General features: G+C 72.8%; 20 protein-coding genes and 1 tRNA gene. 8 read left to right on the forward strand and 13 right to left on the reverse strand.

Annotation, left to right across the window (positions count from 1 at the left end):
- Positions 1 to 28 precede the first annotated feature (28 nt).
- Positions 29 to 2,158, forward strand: coding sequence for a transglycosylase domain-containing protein (locus ACX27O_RS23930; protein WP_030333439.1), 2,130 nt, complete (start codon positions 29 to 31; stop codon positions 2,156 to 2,158).
- Positions 2,159 to 2,201: 43 nt separating this feature from the next.
- Here the strand turns inward: ACX27O_RS23930 and ACX27O_RS23935 are convergent, their stop codons facing one another.
- Both ACX27O_RS23935 and ACX27O_RS23940 read right to left on the reverse strand, forming a co-directional pair.
- Positions 2,202 to 2,771, reverse strand: coding sequence for a GNAT family N-acetyltransferase (locus tag ACX27O_RS23935; RefSeq protein WP_030333437.1), 570 nt, complete (start codon positions 2,769 to 2,771; stop codon positions 2,202 to 2,204).
- On the reverse strand, positions 2,768 to 4,171 hold the full coding sequence (locus ACX27O_RS23940) for a cobyrinate a,c-diamide synthase (protein WP_357638733.1): 1,404 nt from the start codon (positions 4,169 to 4,171) through the stop codon (positions 2,768 to 2,770). Before ACX27O_RS23940 ends, ACX27O_RS23935 begins: the two co-directional genes overlap by 4 nt.
- A gap of 206 nt (positions 4,172 to 4,377) precedes the next feature.
- On the opposite strand from ACX27O_RS23940, the gene ACX27O_RS23945 reads away from it, so the two are divergent.
- Positions 4,378 to 5,199, forward strand: coding sequence for an SURF1 family cytochrome oxidase biogenesis protein (locus ACX27O_RS23945; RefSeq protein WP_210863244.1), 822 nt, complete (start codon positions 4,378 to 4,380; stop codon positions 5,197 to 5,199).
- Positions 5,200 to 5,209: 10 nt separating this feature from the next.
- Here ACX27O_RS23945 and ACX27O_RS23950 read toward each other — a convergent pair whose 3' ends face one another.
- From ACX27O_RS23950 to ACX27O_RS23970, 5 genes are all read right to left on the reverse strand, one after another.
- Complete coding sequence (locus ACX27O_RS23950) at positions 5,210 to 6,802, reverse strand: ATP-dependent DNA ligase (RefSeq protein WP_357638735.1); 1,593 nt, start codon at positions 6,800 to 6,802, stop codon at positions 5,210 to 5,212.
- Positions 6,803 to 6,894: 92 nt separating this feature from the next.
- Positions 6,895 to 7,101 (reverse strand): hypothetical protein, encoded by a 207-nt coding sequence (locus ACX27O_RS23955; RefSeq protein WP_030333429.1) that lies wholly within the window; start codon positions 7,099 to 7,101, stop codon positions 6,895 to 6,897.
- An 83-nt stretch (positions 7,102 to 7,184) separates the two neighbouring features.
- The gene (locus ACX27O_RS23960; protein ID WP_030333427.1) at positions 7,185 to 8,528 is read right to left on the reverse strand and encodes a dipeptidase; all 1,344 of its coding nucleotides are present in this window, start codon (positions 8,526 to 8,528) and stop codon (positions 7,185 to 7,187) included.
- 36 nt (positions 8,529 to 8,564) lie between these two features.
- Positions 8,565 to 9,710, reverse strand: coding sequence for a M48 family metallopeptidase (locus ACX27O_RS23965; protein WP_030333426.1), 1,146 nt, complete (start codon positions 9,708 to 9,710; stop codon positions 8,565 to 8,567).
- A 67-nt stretch (positions 9,711 to 9,777) separates the two neighbouring features.
- Positions 9,778 to 10,542, reverse strand: coding sequence for a uridine kinase family protein (locus tag ACX27O_RS23970; protein ID WP_458940087.1), 765 nt, complete (start codon positions 10,540 to 10,542; stop codon positions 9,778 to 9,780).
- Between the two features lie 164 nt (positions 10,543 to 10,706).
- On the opposite strand from ACX27O_RS23970, the gene ACX27O_RS23975 reads away from it, so the two are divergent.
- Entirely contained in the window at positions 10,707 to 11,108 is a 402-nt protein-coding gene (locus ACX27O_RS23975) for a rhodanese-like domain-containing protein (RefSeq protein ID WP_030333422.1), read from the forward strand.
- 161 nt (positions 11,109 to 11,269) lie between these two features.
- Here the strand turns inward: ACX27O_RS23975 and ACX27O_RS23980 are convergent, their stop codons facing one another.
- From ACX27O_RS23980 to ACX27O_RS23990, 3 genes are all read right to left on the reverse strand, one after another.
- Positions 11,270 to 12,811: a cobyric acid synthase gene (locus ACX27O_RS23980; protein ID WP_458940088.1), complete on the reverse strand. Its 1,542-nt coding sequence runs from the start codon at positions 12,809 to 12,811 to the stop codon at positions 11,270 to 11,272.
- On the reverse strand, positions 12,808 to 13,842 hold the full coding sequence (locus ACX27O_RS23985; RefSeq protein WP_458940165.1) for a cobalamin biosynthesis protein: 1,035 nt from the start codon (positions 13,840 to 13,842) through the stop codon (positions 12,808 to 12,810). Before ACX27O_RS23985 ends, ACX27O_RS23980 begins: the two co-directional genes overlap by 4 nt.
- Positions 13,843 to 14,042: 200 nt before the next feature.
- Complete coding sequence (locus ACX27O_RS23990; RefSeq protein WP_458940089.1) at positions 14,043 to 14,825, reverse strand: single-stranded DNA-binding protein; 783 nt, start codon at positions 14,823 to 14,825, stop codon at positions 14,043 to 14,045.
- A gap of 304 nt (positions 14,826 to 15,129) precedes the next feature.
- On the opposite strand from ACX27O_RS23990, the gene ACX27O_RS23995 reads away from it, so the two are divergent.
- Positions 15,130 to 15,540, forward strand: coding sequence for an HPF/RaiA family ribosome-associated protein (locus tag ACX27O_RS23995; protein ID WP_030333415.1), 411 nt, complete (start codon positions 15,130 to 15,132; stop codon positions 15,538 to 15,540).
- 166 nt (positions 15,541 to 15,706) lie between these two features.
- Positions 15,707 to 16,732 (forward strand): alpha/beta hydrolase, encoded by a 1,026-nt coding sequence (locus tag ACX27O_RS24000; RefSeq protein WP_358132988.1) that lies wholly within the window; start codon positions 15,707 to 15,709, stop codon positions 16,730 to 16,732.
- 76 nt (positions 16,733 to 16,808) lie between these two features.
- On the opposite strand, the gene ACX27O_RS24005 is transcribed toward ACX27O_RS24000, so the two are convergent.
- On the reverse strand, positions 16,809 to 17,504 hold the full coding sequence (locus ACX27O_RS24005; RefSeq protein ID WP_030333411.1) for a hypothetical protein: 696 nt from the start codon (positions 17,502 to 17,504) through the stop codon (positions 16,809 to 16,811).
- Positions 17,505 to 17,664: 160 nt separating this feature from the next.
- Here ACX27O_RS24005 and ACX27O_RS24010 point away from each other — a divergent pair.
- Positions 17,665 to 17,737 (forward strand) — tRNA-Arg (locus tag ACX27O_RS24010).
- A 137-nt stretch (positions 17,738 to 17,874) separates the two neighbouring features.
- On the opposite strand, the gene ACX27O_RS24015 is transcribed toward ACX27O_RS24010, so the two are convergent.
- Positions 17,875 to 18,177, reverse strand: a complete 303-nt coding sequence (locus ACX27O_RS24015; RefSeq protein ID WP_030333387.1) for a MerR family transcriptional regulator — start codon at positions 18,175 to 18,177, stop codon at positions 17,875 to 17,877.
- A 725-nt stretch (positions 18,178 to 18,902) separates the two neighbouring features.
- On the opposite strand from ACX27O_RS24015, the gene ACX27O_RS24020 reads away from it, so the two are divergent.
- Both ACX27O_RS24020 and ACX27O_RS24025 read left to right on the forward strand, forming a co-directional pair.
- The gene (locus tag ACX27O_RS24020) at positions 18,903 to 19,400 is read left to right on the forward strand and encodes a SigE family RNA polymerase sigma factor (RefSeq protein ID WP_458940090.1); all 498 of its coding nucleotides are present in this window, start codon (positions 18,903 to 18,905) and stop codon (positions 19,398 to 19,400) included.
- Positions 19,400 to 20,440, forward strand: a complete 1,041-nt coding sequence (locus ACX27O_RS24025) for a hypothetical protein (protein WP_458940091.1) — start codon at positions 19,400 to 19,402, stop codon at positions 20,438 to 20,440. The genes ACX27O_RS24020 and ACX27O_RS24025 overlap by 1 nt, the downstream gene beginning before the upstream one ends.
- A gap of 13 nt (positions 20,441 to 20,453) precedes the next feature.
- Here the strand turns inward: ACX27O_RS24025 and ACX27O_RS24030 are convergent, their stop codons facing one another.
- On the reverse strand, positions 20,454 to 21,452 hold the full coding sequence (locus ACX27O_RS24030) for a hypothetical protein (protein WP_458940092.1): 999 nt from the start codon (positions 21,450 to 21,452) through the stop codon (positions 20,454 to 20,456).
- Positions 21,453 to 21,567 lie beyond the last annotated feature (115 nt).

Below are 21,567 nucleotides of genomic sequence, written 5' to 3' on the forward strand. Positions count from 1 at the left end.
CGAATCGGAAATGTCATAACTTGACCAGGTGAGCAATCGACCCCTTGCCGCCGCTGGTCGTCTCGTCCCTCTCCTGCGTGCCGGGCTGATCGCCGGAATCGTGATCGCCGCCGCCGCGTACCCACTGGTCGCCCTCACCGGGCTCGGCGCGAAGGCCACCGCGCACGCCGTGGACCAGAAGACCCGGGTGCTGAAGACCGCCCTGCCCGCCGAGACCTCGTACCTCTACGCCCCCGACGGCAAGACCGTGCTGACCATGTTCTACGAGGAGTACCGGCAGTACACCAAGCTGTCGGACATGTCGCCGAACATCCAGCAGGCGATCGTCGCGGCCGAGGACTCCCGCTTCTACCAGCACCACGGCGTCGACCCGAAGGGCGTGGCCCGGGCCTTCGTCTCCAACGCCCGCTCCGGCGGCTCCCAGGGCGCCTCGACGCTGACCATGCAGTACGTCCGGATGGCCCTGCGGGACAGCGCGACCACGCCCAAGGAGGTCCAGCAGGCCACCCAGCAGACCAGCCTGCGCAAGGTCAAGGAGATGCGGATGGCGCTGGACCTGGAGAAGGAGCTGAGCAAGGAACAGATCATGGAGCGCTACCTGAACTCGGCGTACTTCGGGCACCGCGCGTACGGCATCTACGCGGCCAGCGAGATCTTCTTCTCCAAGACCCCCAAGGACCTCACACCGGTCGAGGCCGCCACCCTCGCCGGACTGGTCAAGTCCCCGTCCGAGTACGACCCGGCCGACTCCGACCAGAAGGAGGCCACCGGCCGGCGCAACTACGTGCTGGACCGGATGAGCCAACTCGGCTACCTCTCCCCCGACTCGGCCGCCGCCGCCAAGTCCGAGCCGATCCGGCTCAAGCTGACCACCCCACCGCACGACTGCGCCGCGGTGACGGAGAAGTACAACAGCTGGGGCTTCGCCTGCGACTACCTGAAGAACTGGTGGAGCGCGCAGCCCGCGTTCGGCGCGAACCGGCTGGAACGGATGGACAACCTGCGCCGGGGCGGCTACCGGATCGTGCTCAGCCTCGACCCGAAGATCCAGGAGGCGGCGGAGAAGAGCGTCGGCGCCAAGGACGCCACCGGCAGCCCGTTCGCCAACGGGATCGTGGTCTCCGAGCCGGGCACCGGGCGGGTGAAGGCGATGGCTGTCAACCGGACGTACTCGCTGGACCTGGCCGAGAACCCGCAGAGCTCCAACCCCGAGGCCGGGCCGAAGGTGAAGGCCAACTACCCGAACACTGTCGCGCCGCTGCTCGGCGGCGGTGACCTGGCTGGCTACCAGGCCGGGTCGACGTTCAAGATGTTCCCGATGTTGGCCGCGCTGGACTCGGGGATGACCCTCTCCACCTCGTTCAACGCGCCCTACCGCTACAAGTCGTCCGTGTACGACGGCTGGGCGCCCTCCAACGCCAGCGGGGCCATGACCGGTCAGCAGACCATGTGGTCCGGCTTCGGCAAATCGGTCAACACGTACTTCGTGTGGCTGGAGGAGAAGGTCGGCGCGGACCGGGCGGTCCGGTTGGCCGAACAGCTCGGGCTGCGCTGGCGCACCGACGTCGACCGGGAACAGGCGTCCCCGGCCAAGGCGAAGAAGTGGGGCGCGTTCACCCTGGGCGTCTCCGACGCCACCCCACTGGAGATGGCGAACGCCTACGCCGCCATCGCCGCCGACGGCCGCTACTGCGAGGCCATCCCGGTGCAAGCGATCATGAACCGGGACGGCACGCCCGCCACGTACGCCACCCCGGGCGGCCTCCACCGCGAGGTGGCCAAGCCACGGTGCCGGCAGGTCGTCAGCGCGGACGCCGCGCGGGCAGCCACCGACGCGGCCCGCTGCCCCACCGGCGACACCCCGGCGCGCGGCAGCTGCGGCGGCTGGTCCACCGCCGACAGCGTGCGGGGCACCGTCGGACGCCCGGTGGCCGGCAAGACGGGTACGACCGACAGCACCAGATCGGCCTGGTTCGTGGGCTACACCCCGGAGTTGGCGGCGGCGAGCTTCATCTCCGACCCGGACAATCCGTTCAACGCGGTCGGTGACGGGCAGTCCCAGATCCCCATCAAGGCGGTCTCGGAGACCCTGCGCGACGGCCTGAAGGGCAGCCCGACCCGCCAGTTCACCCCACCATCCGACGCCATCGTCGGCTGACCGGCGGGCGGGTCAGCGCAGGTCGGCGCGGGTCAACGGCGACTCAGCGCAGGTCGGCGGCCACGAACGACCACAGCTCCAGATCCACCCGGCCGCCGCTGACGAACCCGGCGTTACGCAGCAGGCCCTCGTAGCTGAACCCGGCCTTCTCGGCGACCCGGCGCGAGGCCAGGTTGCCGGGCGCCACCCGCAGCTCGACCCGTTGGAAACCGTGCTCCAGGATCAGCGCGATGGCCACCGCGTCGACCGCCTCGGCGGCGAAGCCGAAGCCCCGCGCGGATGCCGCCATCGCGTAGGAGATCTCGGTGAGGCGGGCACCCCAGTCGGTACGCCGGGTCCACAGCGACCCCACCACCTGGTCGTCCTCGCGCCGCACCACCGCGTAGTGGTCGCCCTCCCCGCTGTCGCGCCGCTGCCGGGCCAGATCGGTGCACCAGGCCAGCCCGTCGATCGGGCCGGAGTCGTCGGGCAGCGGCAGCCAACGCCGGGTCAGCTTGTCGGCGAAGATCTCCCCCGCCGCCGCCGCGTCGGCAGCCGTGAGCTGACGCACCTCGGTACGCGGGGTGGACACGGTCAACGCCGGGAATCGGCGCACCGCCACCTGACCGATCACACCGACACCCCGCCGGCCTGCGCGGCTACCACCTCGCCCGTCGGGTCGGCCGCCGCCGCGGCGACCAGCCGGGTGGCCGTCGCCGGATGGCTGGCCCAGTGCACGGTGAGCTGCGAGGCGTGCACGTTACGCCAGACGAAGCCCTCCGGCGCGCCGCCCTCCCAGCTCCAGGCCGGGCGCTGACCGGCGCGCGGGGTGAGCACCGCACGGTGCGCCTTGTGCCCTACCAGCACCGTGCCGCTGGCCGCGACCACGCTGTCGGTCTGGGCGGTCGCCTCCCGGTAGCCGGCCACCACCCCGTCCCGGCTGACGCCGACCGCGTCCAGGACACCGCACATCGGCAACCCGTCCAACTCCCGGGCCAGCCACAGCAGCCCGGCGCCCTCGGCGATCACCGGACGCCCGGTCCGCGCCAACTCGGCCACCGCGATGCAGAGCCGCCGGTTGGCCGACAACTGCTCGGCGTACGCCTCGGGCAGCGCGCCGCCGACGACCAGCGCGCGGGTGCCGACCGGCAGCGCCTCGTCGCGCAGCGGGTCCAGGACGACGACCTCGGCGCCGGCGGCCCGGAGCAACTCCGCCGTCTCCGGGTGGCTGAAGCTGCCGCCCGGCCCACCGGCCACCGCCACCAGCGGACGGTTCGCCGGGGGCGTGAACGCGCCGATGGCCTCCTCGGGAGACCAGGCGGGTGCCGGTAGCGGCGGGGCGGAGCGGGCCAGCCCGAGCAGCCGTTCCAGGTCGACGGTGGCGGCGACGGCCTCGCCCAGCCGGCGGACCGCCCGGACGGCGTCGGCCGAGTCGTCGACCACCGGCGCCACCCCGTGCCGCCGCGACGGCAGCACCGCCGGCAGGTCCTGGCGCCGCAGCGCGCCGTAGACCGGCACCCCCACGTCGTCCAACGCCTCGCGCAGCATCCCCTCGTGCCGCGACGACGCCACCCGGTTGAGGATCACCCCGCCGAGCCACAACTGCTCGTCGTACGAGCGGAACCCGTGCACCAGGGCGGCCACCGACTGACCCATCGCGGCCACGTCGACAACGAGCACCACCGGGCTGCGCAGCGCGGCGGCCGCGGCGGCGGTGGACTCCTGCTCGGGACGGCCACCGACCGAGTCGTACAACCCCATGCTGCCCTGCACCACGGCGAGCCCGGCACCGGTGGCGCCGTGCGCCACCAGCGGGGCGAGCCGGTCGACGCCGACCAGCCGGGGGTCGATCACCCGGCCCGGCCGACCGGAGGCGAGACCGAGGTAGGCGGCGTCGACGTGATCCGGCCCGAGCTTGAACCCGGCGACGTCGACCCCGCGCTCGGCCAGGGCGGCGAGCAGCCCGATCGCCAGCGCGTTCTTACCGTGCCCGGAGGACGGCGCGCTGAGCACCAGGCGCGGCACGACGGTCATCATCGACTCCTCGCGAGCGGCGGCGGGTACGCGACGGGACGACCGGGGCCGATCCGTCGGCGTGACGATACCCGCCCGGCCGCAGGCGCGAGCACCGCCAACCGGGGCGGACGGTCCGGCCCTGGCAGGGGCCCCGGACGACGATCCCGGCCCGGTCCGGCCCGGTCCAGGTCAGTGGCGCCGGTCATACGAGTAGCCTCGGTGCCGTGTACCGGTTCCTGCTGAGCCCACGCTGGCTGGGCGCTCTCGCGCTGACCCTGGTCGCCGCCGCCGTCATGGTGTTCCTGGGCAACTGGCAGCTGGACCGCTACCGGGGGCGCACCGAGGTCAACGAGCGGATCGACGCGGGCCAGCGGATGGCCCCCGCGCCGCTCGCCGACACGCTGCGCGCCCCCAGCGGCGGCCCCGGGACGGTGGGTCCGGCCCCCGCCGAGGACAAGGTCTGGACCCGGGTCACCGTCACCGGCCGGTACGACCCCGCGAACACCGTGCTGGTCCGCGGCCGCACGGTGGACAGCCGCGTCGGCTTCGAGGTGCTCACCCCGCTGGTGCTCACCGACGGCACGGCGCTGCTGGTGGACCGGGGCTGGATCCCGCCGGCAGCCGGTGGGGCGACCGCCCAGCCGTCGGTGCCGGCCGCGCCGACCGGCGACGTGACGGTGGTCGGACGGGTGCACGAGACCGAGAGCGGCGCCGGCGCGGTGGCCCGACGTGACGGGCTGCTGGAGATCCGGCGGATCGGGGTGTCACGGCTGGCCGGCGAACTTCCCTACCCGGTCTACGGCGCCTACCTGCTGCTCGACGAGCAGACCCCGGCAGCCGACCCGGTGTTCAAGGCGGTGCCGGTGGGGCACGCCAACAACTGGCAGAACTTCGGCTACGTCGTGCAGTGGTGGCTGTTCGCGGTGATGGCCCTGTTCGGCTACGGCTGGGTGGCCCGTCGTGAGGCCCGCCGGGCCGCCGGCATCGGCGTCACCGAGGCTCCCCTGGACCGGGCCGCCGAGCCTGCCCCGACCGCGTCCGCCTGAGCACTCCCCGTCAGCCGCTCACCCGGCCGGCGTGGATGGCGCGGACCGCGTCGATGGTGTCCGCCTCGGCGGCGGACTTGTCGTCGCGGTAACGCACCACCCGGGCGAACCGCAGCGCCATCCCGCCGGGATAGCGCGAACTCGTCTGCACCCCGTCGAAGGCGATCTCCACCACCTGCTCGGGCCGGACCCGGACGACCCAGTCGCCGCGCTCGACAGCGAGGTCGAGGAACCGCTCGGTCTGCCAGCGCAGCAGCTCGTCGGTGAGCCCCTTGAACGTCTTGCCGAGCATGACGAAGTCGCCGGTGCGCGCGTCACGCGCACCCAGATGCAGGTTGGACAGCCAGCCCTTGCGTCGGCCGCTGCCCCACTCGACGGCGAGGACCACCAGGTCGAGCGTGTGTCGCGGTTTCACCTTGACCCAGGCGGAACCGCGCCGGCCGGCGTCGTAGGGGGCGTCCGGGGCCTTCACCACCACGCCCTCCTGCCCGGCGTCGAGCGCTGCGGCGAACGCGCTGGCGGCCTGCTCCGGATCGTCGACCTCCATGCGGCCGACCAGCAGCGACGAATCCACAGCACCGGCGAGGGCGGCCCACCGCTCCCGGCCGGGGAGGTCGATCAGATCCTCGCCGTCGAGGTGCAGCAGGTCGAAGAAGTACGGGGTGAGCACCGTCGCACCCGTGCTGGCAGCCGCCGCGAGCACCGCCGGGGCGACCGGGGTGCGCCCGGTGGTGCTGGGGGTGGTGCGCCGGGCGGCCCGGCTCGACGTCTGTTGGAACGGCAGCGGGCGGCCGGTCTCGTCCAGGCCGATCGCTTCGCCGTCGAGGACCATCTCCCGGCCGGGCAGGGCGCGGACCGCGGCGACCACCTCGGGCACCCGGGTGGTGATCTCGTCGAGGCTGCGGGTGAACACCGCGATGTCGGTGCCGGAGCGGTGCACCTGGATGCGGATGCCGTCGAGCTTCACGTCGACCACCGCCGGCGTGCCGGTCGCGGCGAGCGCTTCGTCGACCGAGGGGGCGCTCTGCGCGAGCATCGGCGCCAGCGGTCGGCCGACCCGCAGACCGAACCCGGCCAGCGCGGCGGCCCCGCCGGCCAGCGCGGCCACCGCCACGGCCCGCAGATCACCGGCGAGCAGCAGCGCCCGACGGACCGCTGCCACCGGCACCTCGGCGGCCCGGGCCACCGCGTCCGCGAGGAGCCCGGCCTGGGCGCCCTGACGGAGCTCGCCGCTGAACAGACCGGTGAGCAGGCGCTGCTCGTCGGCCGTCGCCGCCGCGTAGAGGGCGCCGAGCAGTGCCCGACGTCGAGCCTGCGAGCCCGAGCCGTGCACGGCGGCGATCTGCGCGATGGCGGCGTCCACGGCGGCCACCGTCAACGTCGGCTCGGCGGCCGGGGGCGGCAGGTCACGCAGGCTCGCGTAGCCAACCCCGGTCTGCCGTTGGCGCAGCTCACCGGCGAGATAGCCGGCGCCGGGCTCGACCTCGTCGGGATCCAGTCGGCGCAGCGCGTCAGCGAGCAGCTCCACCTTGGCGCGTCGGCCGCTGGTGGCACCGACGGCGGCGGAGGTGGCTGCCAGATCGAGGAACCGCACGCAGCTCATCCTGCCAGGCACCTCCCACACCGCCCGGGCATTGCCGTGCCCGGGCGGTGTGGGAGGTGCCGCCCGCTCACGCGGACGACGGGCGGGCAGCCCTAGGCCGAGACGGGCTCCTCGATGCGTAGCCCCCGGGCCCGGACCTCGCCGGCCACGCGGGAGAGCACCGAGTCGAGGGCGACCAGTGCGGCGGAAAGCTCACCGAGCTGTTCGTTGAGCGTGTCCTCGGACCACGCGGAGACGTCGACATCTCCCAGCGCGCTGACAGCGGCCCCCAACCGGGCCATCACCTCGTTCGTACTCATGTACGAAAGGCTATAACAGACAGCGGGCCGACACGCCGTAAACCCCCAGATCAGACCCAAAGTTCCCGCGCCGTGCCGGAGGCCTACCCGCCCGCTGCCGCCACCTTGCCCAGCAGGAGCGCCTCGGCGAGGCACACCCGGGCGAACTCCCCCAGGTGCAGGCTCTCGTTCGGGCCGTGCGCACGGGCGTGCGGGTCCTCCACACCGGTCACCAGGATCGCCGCCTTCGGGAACATCTCCTGGAAGGTGGCGATGAACGGAATCGAGCCGCCGACGCCGATGTCCACCGGGTCGGTGCCGTCCCAGGCGGCCCGGAAAGCCGACCGGGCGGCGTCGAACATCGGCCCGGACGCGTCGATCACGCACGGGTCACCGTCGTGTTCGAAGGTGACGGTCACCTGCGCACCCCACGGGGCGTGCCGCTCCAGGTGCGCGCGCACCGCCGCGTACGCCCGCTTGCTGTCGTCGCCCGGGGCGAGCCGGATGCTGAGCTTCGCCTTCGCGGACGGGACCAGGGCGTTCGGCGCCTCGCCCGTGGACGGCGCGTCGACACCGAGGATGGCCAGCGCCGGCTTGGTCCAGAGCCGGTCGGTGATCCGGCCGGTGCCGATGAACCCCACGCCGTCGGCCAGCCCCGCCTCGGCCCGGATCCGGTCCTCCGGGTAGTCGACGGTGGCGCCCTCCCGGCCGACCAGCCCTTCCACCGCCACGTCACCGGCGTCGTCGTGCAGCGTCGCCAACAACCGGACCAGCGCGGTGAGCGCGTCCGGCACGGCGCCGCCGAACATGCCGCTGTGCACCGCCTGGTCGAGGGTGCGCACCTCGACGAAGCAGTTGACGATGCCCCTCAGCGAGGTGGTCAACGCCGGTACGCCGATGTCCCAGTTACCGGAGTCGGCGATCACGATGACGTCGGAGGCGAGCTTGTCGCGGTGCTCGACCAGCAACTGCTCCAGCGAGTCGGAGCCGTACTCCTCCTCGCCCTCGATGAACAGGACCACGCCGACCGGCAGCGCGTCACCGTACGCGCGCAGCGCCGCGACGTGCGCCATGATGCCGGCCTTGTCGTCGGCCGCGCCCCGGGCGTAGAGCCGGCCGTCCCGCTCCACCGGCTCGAACGGGTCGGACTCCCACAGCGACAGGTCGCCGACCGGCTGGACGTCGTGGTGGGCGTAGAGCAGCACGGTGGGTGCGCCGGGCGGCGCGGCCCGACGGCCGATCACCGCCGGCTGGCCGCCGGATCGCACGATCTCGACGTCCAGGCCGCAACCGCGCAGCAGCTCGGCCACCGCCTCGGCGGAGCGTTCCACGTGCGAGTGGTCGAAGCCCTCGAAGGCGATGCCGGGGATGCGGACGAGGCGCTCCAGGTCGGCCCGGACGCCGGGCATCTCCCGCTCGACGGCGGCTCGCACCTCGGACTCGGACATGATCGGTGAGGTCATGACCGGCATCGTATGCCGGCCTTACCTGGGCGTGCCGGCGGAGCCCGTACCGTCACCGCTGTCCGTGGGGCCGGCGCCGGCCCGCGCGCCGGGGGCGGCCCGCCCGGCGCGGTGGGCGCGGCCCGCCGCCTCGGTGGCCGCGTCCATCCAGGAACGGGCCCGACCGGCGGTGCCGCCCACCCACTCGCCGACGTCGCTCGCACCGTCGCCGAGCCGGCGCAGCAACCCGACCAGCGGGTCGCTGGACCTGCTGAACTCCTCCCGGTACGACTCGGCAGCCGCCTTGATCTCCTCCGTGACGCTGGTCGAGCTGTCGTCCTCGCGGCGTGGGTAGTCCCCGGCCAGCACCCGCCCGTACGCCCCGGAGTCGATCCACTGGCGCAGCTGCGCCGCCCGCGCCACCGGCACCGGGTGGGTGCTCCACGCGGTCATCCGGATCTTGTGCAGGCTGTCGCGCAGGTCGCCGCCGCCGGCGTACTCGGCGGCCTGCTCCAGGAAGGCGGTGGTGTCGACCTGGGACAGGTCACCGCCACCGGCCAGCTTCATCAACAGCCGCAACGCGGCGGCCGGGTCCTGCCCGGCGAGCAGGCCCGCCCGGTCGGCGGACAGCTCCGCCTTGCGCCACCACTCCAGCATCGCCGCGATGATGGCCCGCAGCGCGATCGCGCCGACCGGCAACCAGCTCAGGTTGGCAGCCCAGCGGGTGAGGATCATGAGCATCGTCTTGTAGACCGCGTGCCCGCTGCCCACATGCCCCAACTCGTGGCCGAGCAGACAGCGCAGCTCGTCCTCGTCGAGTTGTTGCACGCAGGCGGAGTTCACCACGATGAACGGCCGCTCCAGCCCGACCGCCTCGGCGCCCAACCAGGGCGACTGGGTCACGTACAGCTCGGGCAGCTCGGCCACGTCGAGCGCCGCCGCGGCCTCGGTGTAGCGCTGCCACACCGCCGGGTACTGCCGGTGGTCGACCCGGATGCCGGAGGCCAGCACGGACAGCCGGAAACCCCGCTCGTTCCACATGCCGAAGAACGACCGCACCACGTCGTCGAAACCGCGCAGCTCCCGCAGCGCGACCAGGGCACCCCGGTCGGCGGGATGCTCCCAGGCCCGTGAGCTGATGCCGGTGAGGGTGATCCGACGCCGCGCTGGCGCGTCCGCTGCCGTCATGGTGGCTCCCCGTTCGCCGTAGCTCCCCGCATCGTGCCGTAGTCGGTGGCCGACGTCCATGCCCCGCTCAGCGCAGCCGCACGTAGTACCGGTCCGCGTCGTGCGGCAGGCTGGGCGCGCCGTCGACCACCAGGTCGGCGTGGGTCGCGGTCTCGTCGACGGCGAAGTGCGCCCGCTCCCCGTCGTGCCAGCGGCGCAGCTCGGGCAGGATCTCCGGCCCGTCCCGGGCGACCGCGCGTGCCAGTCGCAGCGACGCGGGTGCGGTGACGAACACGGCCAGCGTCAGCTCCGGCCGGACGACCGCGCGGGCGGCGCTGACCCCCTCGACCAGCAGCACCGGGGCCGCCGGCACCGGCACCGGGCGGGGCAGGAAACGGTGCCGGACCCAGCTGTACCGCCGGTAGGCACCCGGCGTCCCGGCGCGCAGCGGGGCGAGCACCCACTCGTCGAGCCGGGGCCAGAAGGTGACCTGGTCGTCCCACCCGTCGAGCAGGTCGTCGGTGTGCACCACCGGCGGTCGGCCGCCGAGCGGCCCCGCCAGGGCATCCGCGAGCTGCGCGGCGAACCGGCTCTTGCCCGCGCCGCTCGGCCCGTCGACGGCGACCAGCCGGGTCCGCCCCAACCGCGCCGGGCCCGCGAGCACCCGACGAGCCAGTTCGGCGTACGCCTCGACAACCGCCACGGTCGGGCCGGCAGTCTCCGGGTTCAGCACAACCTCGCGTGGTGCATGACCGAAGTATGCCGTCGCCGTCGGCGGGCAGGGCGACCGACTCCGGTTCGGTGCGGTCGCGGTGTCCCTGCCGAAGGGGCACCGCGCGGCCGTGTCGATCATGCTGGCTGAGGGGCCAGGGTGGGCCACCGTGCCCCGTCCGGCTGGTCGCCCTGGCCGGCCACCGTCACGTCCGGGGGAATTGGGGCGACGACGGGTGACGGGCGGCCCGTTCGCCGCCCGGGGTGCCACCGAATCGGGATGATCGGGTGGTGCTCCGAGACGTGATGAGCCCCGGCATAGACGCCCTGCTCGAACAGGCCCGCGCCGGGCTGCACCGACTGACTCCGCAGCAGACCGTCGAGGCGGTCCGCGGCGGCGCGCTGCTGGTCGACACCCGTACCGACCTGCAACGCCGCGAACAGGGCGACCTGCCGGGCGCGGTCGTCATCGACCGGACCGTACTGGAGTGGCGCCTCGATCCGGCCAGCGCCTGGCGGATCCCGGAGGCCACCGGGTACGACCGGGAGATCGTGCTGGTGTGCCGGCAGGGCTACAGCTCCAGCCTGGCCGCCGCCAGTTTGCAGACCCTCGGGCTGCGCCGGGCCACCGACATGATCGGCGGTGTGGACGCCTGGCTCGCCGCGGGCCTGCCCACCACCGACCGCCCCGCCGACGTCCGCCCCTGACTCCCACCACCGGGCGCCCACCACCGGCGGGCAGCCCGGCTCACGATCGCGCTCGATCCACGAAACAGGCCCCTCCTCGCGCGGAGAGGCCCCTGGAACAACGATCGAGCACGATCATGGGCGGTCCCCACCTGCACAGTCCCCAGGGGACGGTGTCCCAGTCAGGAGGGTGGCGCGCCGGGTGGGATGAAGGGGAGGCCGGCGGGTGGGCCGGCTTCGATGAGACGCCAGAGGGCATCGGTGTCCAGGTGTTCCTCGACCAGGTCGCCGAGCAGATCAAGCGAGCGTTCCCGGGCGGCGGCGAAGCTGGTGGCCGGTGCGACCCGGAACCCGCTGCGGCCGGCCAGGCGAGCCGCCTCGGTGAGGAACCACCGGCGGAAGCCGTCGGACTCGAACGCCCCGTGCCAGTGCGTGCCGTGTACCGCGCCGAGCGCGGCCCCCTCTCCGACACCGTCGTCGCCGGTCAGCAGCGGCGGCAGGCCGGGGTCGGCCTGGGACACGTACCCGTGGTGGATCTCGTAGCCGTGCACCGGAAGGCCACCGTGGCCGGTGCCCACCGACTGCCGCACGGTCTTGCGCGGATCGAAGGTGATCTCGATGGGCAGCAGACCGAGCCCCGGCACGCTGCCCTGCCGACTCTCCACCGGGTCGTGGATGGCGCGGCCGAGCATCTGGAAGCCGCCGCAGAGGCCGAGCAGAGGTTTGCCGGCCGCCACATGGGTGGCGACCGCGTCGGCGAGGCCGGTCTCGCGCAGCCAGGCGAGGTCGGCGACGGTGGACTTGGAGCCGGGCAGGACGACCAGGTCGGCGGCGGCCAGCTCGGCCGGTTCGATGGTGAGGCGTACCCGGACACCCGGCTCGGTGGCGAGCGCCTCCACGTCGGTGGCATTGCTGACCCGGGGCAGGCGAACGACGGCCACGTCCAGCCATTCGGTGCCGTGCGGGGCGGCGGGGCGCCCGAGCACCCGGCCGTAGGCGAGAGAGTCCTCCGCGTCGAGCCACAGGTCCAGCGCCCAGGGCAGCACCCCGTACGTGGGACGGCCGGTGACCTGACGCAGCATGTCCAGACCCGGCTGGAGCAGTCCGCGGTCACCCCGGAACTTGTTGATCACGAAGCCGGCGATCAGCGCCTGGTCGGCCGGGTCGAGCAGGGCCACGGTGCCGAACATCGAGGCGAACACACCGCCCCGGTCGATGTCGCCGACGACGATGGTGGGCAGGTTGGCGTGCCGGGCCAGCCCCATGTTGACGTAGTCACCGGCCCGCAGGTTGATCTCGGCGGGGCTGCCGGCGCCCTCGCAGATCACCACGTCGTACGTCTCGCGCAGCTCGGCGAGCGCGGTGTACGCGGTCTCGGCGAGCCGGGGGCGCAACTGCCGGAAGGTGCCGGCGGTGATCGTGTCGACCGCCTCGCCCAGCAGCACCACCTGACTGGCCAGGTCACTGCCCGGCTTGAGCAGCACCGGGTTGAACCGCAGGTCGGGTGCGAGCCCGCACGCGGCGGCCTGCATGGCCTGGGCGCGCCCGATCTCGCCGCCGCGCCCGTCCGGCCCGACGACCACGGCCGAGTTGTTCGACATGTTCTGCGCCTTGTACGGCGCCACCTTCACGCCCTGGCGGTGCAGCCAGCGACAGATGCCGGCGGTGAGCACGCTCTTGCCCGCGTCGGACGTCGTGCCGGCCACCAGCAGCCCGCCACTCACCGCCCGTTCCCCCGCCGCACCCCGACACCCGCGTCCACTCCGCCGGCCCGCCCGCGCCCTCCGGCCCCGACGGCCAACCCGCGCCGGCCCACGGCGCCGATCAGCCGGCCGAGGGTCACCGGGTACGCGGCGGCCAGCCCCACCGCGGCCAGCCCCACCGCGCCGGAGATCCGGGCGGCCCGCTTGAGGTGCCGCGCCTCCGGGCGGGGACCGTCGCCGAGGAACGGCCGCACCTCGGAGCGCCCGAAGTAGACGTTGCGGCCGCCGAGGCGGACCCCGAGCGCACCGGCCATCGCCGCCTCGCACTGGCCGGCGTTGGGGCTCGGGTGGTCGTTGCGGTCGCGCAGCCACACCTGCCAGGCGCGCTGCCGGTCCCCGTGCGCGACCGGCGCGACGGCGACGGTGAGCAGCCCGGTCAGCCGGGACGGTACGAGGTTGAGCGCGTCGTCCAGCCGAGCGGCCGGGGTGCCGAACCGCGCGTAGCGCGCCGACCGGTGCCCGACCATCGCGTCGAGGGTGTTCGCCGCGCGGTAGCCCAGCAGCCCGGGCAGGCCGGCGACCGCACCCCAGAGCAGCGGAGCGACGACCGCGTCGGAGGTGTTCTCGGCGACCGACTCGACTGTGGCACGGGCCAGCTCCGACTCGCCAAGCGTCGACGGGTCCCGCCCGCAGAGGTTGCCGAGGCGTCGCCGGGCAGCGGGCAGGTCGCCGTCACGCAGCGTCCGGCCCATGACAGTCGCCTCGTGCCGTAACGTGCGGCCGCCCAGCACGCTCCACGTGCCGGCCGCCACGAGCACCGCCCGGGTCACCGGCCGGTGCCGGGTAGCCGCCGCGGCGGCCGCTCCGAGCAGCACCGGCCCTCCGACGGCCAGCGCGGTGAAGGCCGTACCCGCCGTTCGGTCCGGGCGGTAGAGGCGGCGCTCCAGCGCCCCGGCGGCCTGCCCGAAGCCGGCCACCGGGTGCCACCGGCGGGGGTCGCCGAGCAGCCTGTCCAGCGCGTAACCGGCCAGCAGCCCCACCGCGTTCGCCATCGGCGCTGTCCGTCGCACCCGCACCACCTCCGGCCGGCCAGCCTAGACGAGCACCCCGGGAACCAGCCCAACACACGGTGCCGCAGCCGCGACGAGAACCCCTGGAGCGAACAGTCGGGCCGCCCCGCCGACGCCCGTCACGCGGGGTGACGACGCTGCCCGCGCCGCCACCCCGCCCCCGTTCGTGCCGCCCGGATCGGTCAGGCCGGCTGCGGGATCCGGCCCCGACCGCGCCGCCCGCGACCGGGTTGCGTCGGCTCGGGCTGCCCCTCGTCGGGCACCGCCCCCAACTCGAGGTCCAGGTCACCGTCGGCGTTGTCGTCGTTCGCCTCGGGCGGAGCTGTCAGCTCGTCGATGCCCAGTGCGGCATCGACCTGCTCGACCTGCCCGCCGCTCGGGGAATCGTCCTCCGGGTCGCTGCCGAACGGGCTGGTGCCGAACGGACTGCCTCCGAACGGGCTGGTGCGCAGCTCGGCGTAGTCAGGCAGCTCGAAGTCGTCGTCCAGCGGCCGGTCGTCGGGCAGTGCGGGGGCCTGCCCGGCCGGCACCGACTCGGTGGGCTCGCCGTGCACCCGGCTCTCGGCCTCCGTGTCCTCCACGGTGCTGGTCGTCACGCTCGGCCGGTTGCGCAGGAACCGGGCCCGGCCGCGGGACAGATCGTGGCCGACGGCGACCGCCTCCAACTCGTAGAGCGTGCGGTGGTTGCCGGCGTCGTCGGTCCAGTCGCGGGTGTAGAGCCGCCCGCAGACCACCACCGGATCGCCGACCATGACAGAGGCCGCCACCCCCTCGGCGAGCTTGCGCCAACAGTTGACGCGGACGCGGAGCGAATTGCCGTCCACCCACCGGCCACTGTCCCGGTCGAGCCGGCGGGCGGTGGAGGCGACCTTGAAGTTGGCCACCAGGGTGTTGCTCTGGGTCGTACGCCGCCACTCGGGCGTGGTCAGCACGTTGCCGACGATTGTCACGTAAGTGTCGAACATCGTCCCTCCAGGGGGATCGGGGCCTGCCAACGCGAGTCGACTCGCCACCGAGCCTCGACACCGAGGCCGCCCACCGCCACCGCCCACCGCCGGCCTGTGGATGACGAACCCACCTGTGGACAACGCCCTGATCACGCCCGGGTGTGGTACGCCCGACCCGCCCGACCCGCCGTCAACGGTTTCCCGGGCCGCTCGAACTGGGTAAGGACTTGATCAACGCACCACCGACAGTTGCACGTCGACGAGAGGTCAGCGCCATGACGATCACTACCATCGGTTCCGCGAACGCTTCCGAGGCGCGGCGATGAGCGCCGTGGCGAACCCGGCCACCGTGGCTGAGTGCCTGCGGGTGGGCGCCGGGTTCTCGCAGGGCGACCGCAACTGGATCGCCGAGCAGTTCGCCACCCTCGACGCCCGGCTCGCCAGCTTCCACGCCGACGCCACCGAGCTGGAGGTGTCGGTGAAGGACCGGGAGGCACGCGGGCAGAAGGTCACGCTCGAGTGCTGGATCGCCGGCCGGCAGAAGATCGTCACCACCTCCGCGGAGGAGGACCTGCACGCCGCCCTCAACGACGTCCGCGATGACCTGCGCCGCCGTCTCAACGACGCCAAGACCCGCCAGGAGCCCCGGCACAACAAGCACCTGCGCGACCTCCCCCAGCCGCAGGCCGAGTCCGACGACGAGGCCCCCCGCGCCGACGCGGAAACGGCCTGACCCACGCCTCACCCCCGCGATCTTGCACTTTCGTCGCCCGAATAGCGGCTATGTCCCCCATATGTCGGGACAGAAAGTGCAAGATCGCGGGGACGAATCCGCCGCGCGGGCGGACCGAGCGGGCGTGGGCTACCGCTGGGTAGGTCGGCGGCGTAGCGTCGCGTTCGTGGAACCGGACGTGTTGGGGCCGCCGTACGAGCGGCAGACGATCGACCTGGGCGCCGACGACGAAGGCCCCGTTGTCGCGACGCTGGTCCGGAGGCGGGCCGAACGCCCCACCGGGCGGGCCGTGCTCTACGTGCACGGCTTCGTCGACTACTTCTTCCAGACCCACCTGGCCGACTTCTTCGCCGAGCGAGGGTGGGACTTCTACGCCCTCGACCTGCGCAAATACGGTCGCAGTCTGCTCCCGGGCCAGACCCCGAACTTCTGCCACGACATCAGCGACTACTTCCCCGAGCTGGATGCCGCCGCTGAGATCATCCGCAAGGACGACGGGCACGAGACCCTGCTGGCGATGGGCCACTCCACCGGCGGCCTGATCATCTCGTTGTGGGCGGACTCCCGCCGCGACACCGGCATCGTCGACGGCCTGGTGCTCAACAGTCCCTTCTTCGACCTCAACGCCCCCTGGGCGGTCCGTCGACCCCTCGCGGCCGCCGCGTCCCGGCTGGGCCGCAGAGCGCCGCACCGCATCCTGCCGTTCGGGCTGGGCACGGTGTACGGCGAGAGCATCCACTCCGACCACCGCGGCGAGTGGACCTACGACCTGGCGTGGAAGCCGCTGGCCGGGTTCCCGGTCCGGGCCGGCTGGCTGAACGCGATCCGCACCGGGCAGCGTCGACTCCGTGCCGGGCTGGACATTCAGGTGCCGGTGCTGCTGGCCTGTTCGACCCGGTCCTTCCGGGGCACCAAGTGGCACGCCAACGCGACAATGGCCGACGCCGTACTGGACGTCGACCACATGGTCCGTTACGCGCCCCGCCTCGGTCGCCACGTCACACTGGCCCGCTTCGACGGCGGACTGCACGACCTCACGCTCTCCGGCCCCGCCGTACGGAAGAAGGTCTTCGACGAGGTGGGCCGCTGGGCCGAGGCGTTCCTCGCCGCCGGCCCCACCGCCCCGGCCGACGCTGACCCGACCAGTTCACCGACAGCCGACGCGGCGACGGCGACAACGCCCGGCAGTTGACAGGCCGGGATGGCGTCGCCGCTCAGACGTCACCGGACAGCGGGGGCAGTCCGACATCGCCGGACGGCGCCCCGGCTCAGACGTCGCCGGGCGTCGCCGGGAGGACGGCACGGATCCGGTCGAAGGTCGCCACCGGGTGTGCGCCGACGCCAGGCAGGACCAGACCCAGGCAGTACGGTGCGACGTCGCCGGTGTCGCCGGCCTGGACGATGAAGACCGGCGCCCCGACGTACCCCGGCGGCAGCTCCGTGGTGATCAGCACGGCGTCCCCGTCGCGGACCACCCGCTCGATCGCGACCTCCAGCGGGCGCGACCCGTCTTCGCGTACCCCATGGGCCAGCACGAAAGCGGAACCGGCGTCGGCGCCGAGGCGGGCGACCACCTCGGGCCCGGCGGCGATCCCCGCCGGCACCGGCTGGACGCGCCACCGCCAGCCGCCGTCACCGGCGTACCGGTGCAGGCCGGCGGTCGGCAACACCGCCACCCCGTCGCCCCCGAAGCGGGCCCAGCCAGGCACCATCTCCGCCTCGGACACGACCTCCGGGGCCACCCCCGCCGGTTCGGTGACGCTCGACCGCAGGCCCAACTCACCCCCGGAAGCGCCCACCAGGTCGGCCGCCGTCAACAACGACTCCCCCACCGGGTCGTCGCCGCTGCGAAAGAAGAACGCGGTACCGAAACCGCCCGATGACCGGTACGGCAGGATGGCGCGACCGACGACCTGGCACAGCTCGTAGGCGACGTCGCTTTCGGCGTCGGAATCCAGCAACACCAGCCAAAGGTACGGTCCGGGGCCGGGCCGGTCCGCGGTAACCCGGATGCCCGCTCCGAGCCGGACGTGAGACTCTGCTCGGCAACGTGGACGCGGGCACCCTTTCCGCCGTCGGGCAGTGGGACGGCGGTACCCTCTGGGCGCGACATCCACGCCACACGCGCCCGTAGCTCAGCGGATAGAGCAGGGGACTTCTAATCCCAAGGCCGCAGGTTCGAATCCTGCCGGGCGCACCTACCTCACCGCAGGTCAAGGGGCTTCCGCTCCCCAACGAAGCCCTTCTACAGACGGCAGACGGTCCCTGCCCTGAGGGGAGGGACCGTATGGCGTTCGGCTTCACCTTGCGGCAGGCCAGCACGAACGGGTGTGCTCAGCCCTGCTGGTGGCGCTCGTTGCGTCGAAGGGCCTCTTCGAGTTGGTCCTCAAGAATAATGATCCGACAGGCCGAGGCGATGTCGGTGCCCTGGTCGCACATCTCGCGGGCGCGCGCGGCGAGGCGTATTTGGTAGCGAGAGTAGCGGCGATGCCCGCCACCGGAGCGCTGCGGGTCGATCAGTTTCGCGTCGCCCAGTCGGCGTAGGAAGTCCTGCGAGCAGCCGATGATCTCGGCGGCACGGCCCATCGTGTAGGCGGGGTAGTCCTCATCGTCGAGCATGTCGTCGGGTTGAGCCATGAAACCTCCATCACGAGGGCCCCGGTGCTCGGAAGCACCGGGGCCCAAGGGTTGTGGGTCAGGAACACCATCTACCGACAGAACGTCGGCTTGTCTTGTCCGCACCGGCCGTCAGGGACGGCTTCGGGTGCGAGGATCGCATAAGCGTGACCGGAGACCACCTCTCGTTCGAGGGAAACTGCGGTGTCCGCGCCCAGCCCACAGATGCAACTGGTAGCGGGCGATCCAACGGTGTAATGCCCTCCCTTGCCTCTGATTCCTCTGCCTTACTCCGTGCTGTCTCGTCAGTGCCCGAGCCCCACGCGACTTCATGGCCCCGACACATACGACGAACTCTCCTTGCCTCGGGTGAAGCCCTGAACAAGCGTCGGCCTCACCCGCTGTCACACACGTACTACCGAACTACGGCAAATGTCTGCCGCCGAGCTGAGCAGGACTTGCACGTTCCCTGTCCCGACTCCTTCGCCCTCGTGGGGGGCGGCAACGTCAGCGTCTTTGTTTACTCCGTCTTCGACCTCAGGAACGTTAGTCGGCACCGGCAAGGATGTCTAGCGTTTCGAGCATAGATTTTCTCCGAGGGCGGAGATAGGACGACGTATACGGGAAGCGCGGTGGGCAAGCGGTACCGACGGGAGGATCCCCGCCCTGAGCCGACCGCCGCCGCACCTCAGGTTCGGTGCCCGGCAGGTGTCTACGGGTTGACCGGTCCACGGCGTTAATAGGGCGTGACGTTCGAGGAGTACGCGTTCGCCCGCACGTCGGCCCTGGTGCGGCTCGCCCGGTTGCTGACCGGTGACGAGTACCGGGCCGAGGACCTGGTGCAGGAGGTCCTGGCCCAGGCGTACGCGAGGTGGGGGCGGATCGGCCGGACGGATCGTCCTGACGCCTACGTCCGCCGGATGCTGGTCAACGCCCACAGATCCTGGTGGCGTCGGCGCAGCAGCCGGGAGATCACCGTCGCCGCCGTACTCGATCAGGCCGGTGACGTGGACGAGGCGGCCGGGGTCGCTGAGCGCGACGCGCTGTGGCGGTTGGTCTGTGCGCTGCCGGCGCGTCAGCGCACGGTGATCGTCCTGCGCTACTACGAGGATCTTGACGACGCGTCGATCGCGGAGATCCTCGACTGTTCGACCGGGACGGTACGCACCCACGCGAAGCGGGCGCTGACGGCGCTGCGTCAACGACAGGCTGCGGCATCCCCCGCACGGGCAGGAGAGTTCTGATGTTCAGCGACCTCGATGAGCAGCTCGCCAGCACGCTGAAGCATCGTGCCGGTGGCGATGTCGACCCGACACCATTCGTGCAGCACGCCCGGATTCGCGGCCGGCGGTTGAGGCTGCGGCGACGGGCACTGATCGCCGGCGGCGTGGCGGCGGCGTGCGCTGCTCTCACCTCGGTGGTTCTGGTGCTCCCGGGCGGCCGGACCACCGACGACCCGATCGTGCCGGCCTCGGCACTGATGTTGCCGGCGGCACGAGGCGCTGCGACCGTACGGCCGGAGGAGGTGGGTGCCGATCCCGCGACCGTGCACTTCTCGCCCGGCGCCCTGGTGAGCGGTGCGGAGTACGCGACGTGGCGTGCCGGGCGCGGCATCGAGAGCGTCGAGTTCCGGGGCCGCAGTGGGCAGGCCCGGTTCGTGTTGGCCCGCACCGAAGTGTTGCTGGACGAGCTTCAGCAGACGTTGTCGTCGGCGGGACGACCGCAGCCACGTTCCGATGTACGAGTCGGTGACCGCCCGGGTGTCGCCTGGTTCGACCCGTCCGGTGACCGGCAGTTGTGGTTCGTTCGCTGGCAACCCGTCGACGGGCTCTGGGCCCAACTGGACACGTACGCGACCACCCGGGACGAGGCGACGGGCACGGCGGGCCGGGTCCGGTTCGATGGCGCGCACCGTTGTGTGGTGCCGTTCCGCCTGGAGTCGGTGCCACCCGGCGGACGGCTGCTCGAATGCTCGGTCACGTTCGGCCGCTCGGCGCGGGGGACGTTCGTCGAGGGCGCTCTCGTGGTCGGTGACGCATCCGGTCGCTGGCTGACCGTTCGGGCGCAACCCGCCCCGGCCGGCGGGGCCCGGGCCGGGGATCTCACCGCCGGCCCCTACCGGGCCCGCCAGCAGGGCAGTGACGTGTTGGAGATGACCGTCGAGCCGTTCGTCGTGGAGGCGTTCCGCAAGGGGTGGGGGGACGGCTACACCGAGGCGGAGGGCTTGACGATCCTCGGCGGGTACCGGCCGGCCGCCGACCCCGACCGCCCGGATACCTGGTGACCGGGCGGCCGGATCAGATCGGCCCCAGCAGGTTGACCAGCGTGTCGTCGCCCTGGCCGAGCTGGGCTGCACCGATCGGTGGCGTGACGAGGAACCGTCGGCAGCCGTCGAGTTCCACGTACCAGTCGGGGCGTTCTCCGTCGAGCGGTCGCAGCACCGCGAAGCGGGTCGCCGGGGTGGCGCAGTCGACCACCGCCCGGCGGTTGTTCAGCGCCCGGAGCACACCCGCCTGGCGCTCGGTTGGCAGTGGCCCTCCGTACACGAAATCGCCGGCCGGCTTTTCGCCCTCCTGGAGCGACTCGGGCACCTGGTAGACGCAGAGGCGCAGCGGCCCGGCGGCCGGTCGGGCGACCGGCCCGGCCGGCCCGGGGCGACGGCTCCTGGTTTCCACCCACACCATGTCCGTCCACTGCTGGGCGCATCCGGCGGCCTCGGCCGCCGCGGATTCGACCTGCCCGATGGTACGGGTGTCCACAGTGCTCCACTGCGGCCCGGCCAGGGCCGCGATGACCTCGCGGCGCGGCTTGCCGCAGGCGTCGGTCGGGATCTGGGGGCGCAGCCAACGCCCCCGGTCGTCCAGCAGGGCCAGCCACGGCGGGACGACCATGTCGAGGGTGCAGGCGACCTTCCCGCCGGTCGGCTCGCTGGGCAGGCGCAGCGCGGCGAGCAGCGGTCCGATCTCCTCGGCGCGCCGCTCGGTGGCCATCTGCTGCTGGCCGCCCCGGCGGCCCGGCCGGGTCTCCCGCCCGCAGATCACGGCCGCTACCGGAGTGAACGTGGGGTCGATCCGACCGGTCGTCGGTTGTTTGGAGGCTGGTGGCGACGTCTGCGTGCCCGGCAACGTGATTGTCTCGCCGGCTCGGGGGGCATCCTTGGCGCAGGAGGTCCACTTGTCGACGATCTGGGCCGGGGCGGGCTCGGCAGCCTCGCCCGGCCCGTTCTCCGTGCCACCGCAGCCGCTCAGTGCCATGCCGAGCAGTGCCACCGCCAGTACCGTCCGGGACGAGCGCATCCGGCTCACCATCCTTTCACCCGAGGATGAGACGGACGGCAGGTGTGCTCGGTTCCGACCGGTCGCGGCACCCGTGCGACCACCCCCAGCCGCGCGGGCACAGAGTGACACATTA

The organism is Micromonospora sp. SD19 (assembly GCF_054462275.1).

Excerpts from the sequence above, each read along its gene's own strand:
- ACX27O_RS23940 (WP_357638733.1), bottom strand. The coding sequence starts at position 4,171 with ATGACCGTCGTGCCGCGCCTGGTGCTCAGCGCGCCGTCCTCCGGGCAC.
- ACX27O_RS23950 (WP_357638735.1), bottom strand. The coding sequence starts at position 6,802 with ATGAGCTGCGTGCGGTTCCTCGATCTGGCAGCCACCTCCGCCGCCGTC.
- ACX27O_RS23955 (WP_030333429.1), bottom strand. The coding sequence starts at position 7,101 with ATGAGTACGAACGAGGTGATGGCCCGGTTGGGGGCCGCTGTCAGCGCG.
- ACX27O_RS23960 (WP_030333427.1), bottom strand. The coding sequence starts at position 8,528 with ATGTCCGAGTCCGAGGTGCGAGCCGCCGTCGAGCGGGAGATGCCCGGC.
- ACX27O_RS23965 (WP_030333426.1), bottom strand. The coding sequence starts at position 9,710 with ATGACGGCAGCGGACGCGCCAGCGCGGCGTCGGATCACCCTCACCGGC.
- ACX27O_RS23970 (WP_458940087.1), bottom strand. The coding sequence starts at position 10,542 with ATGATCGACACGGCCGCGCGGTGCCCCTTCGGCAGGGACACCGCGACC.
- ACX27O_RS23975 (WP_030333422.1), top strand. The coding sequence starts at position 10,707 with ATGAGCCCCGGCATAGACGCCCTGCTCGAACAGGCCCGCGCCGGGCTG.
- ACX27O_RS23985 (WP_458940165.1), bottom strand. The coding sequence starts at position 13,842 with ATGGCGAACGCGGTGGGGCTGCTGGCCGGTTACGCGCTGGACAGGCTG.
- ACX27O_RS23990 (WP_458940089.1), bottom strand. The coding sequence starts at position 14,825 with ATGTTCGACACTTACGTGACAATCGTCGGCAACGTGCTGACCACGCCC.
- ACX27O_RS23995 (WP_030333415.1), top strand. The coding sequence starts at position 15,130 with ATGAGCGCCGTGGCGAACCCGGCCACCGTGGCTGAGTGCCTGCGGGTG.
- ACX27O_RS24015 (WP_030333387.1), bottom strand. The coding sequence starts at position 18,177 with ATGGCTCAACCCGACGACATGCTCGACGATGAGGACTACCCCGCCTAC.
- ACX27O_RS24025 (WP_458940091.1), top strand. The coding sequence starts at position 19,400 with ATGTTCAGCGACCTCGATGAGCAGCTCGCCAGCACGCTGAAGCATCGT.
- ACX27O_RS24030 (WP_458940092.1), bottom strand. The coding sequence starts at position 21,452 with ATGCGCTCGTCCCGGACGGTACTGGCGGTGGCACTGCTCGGCATGGCA.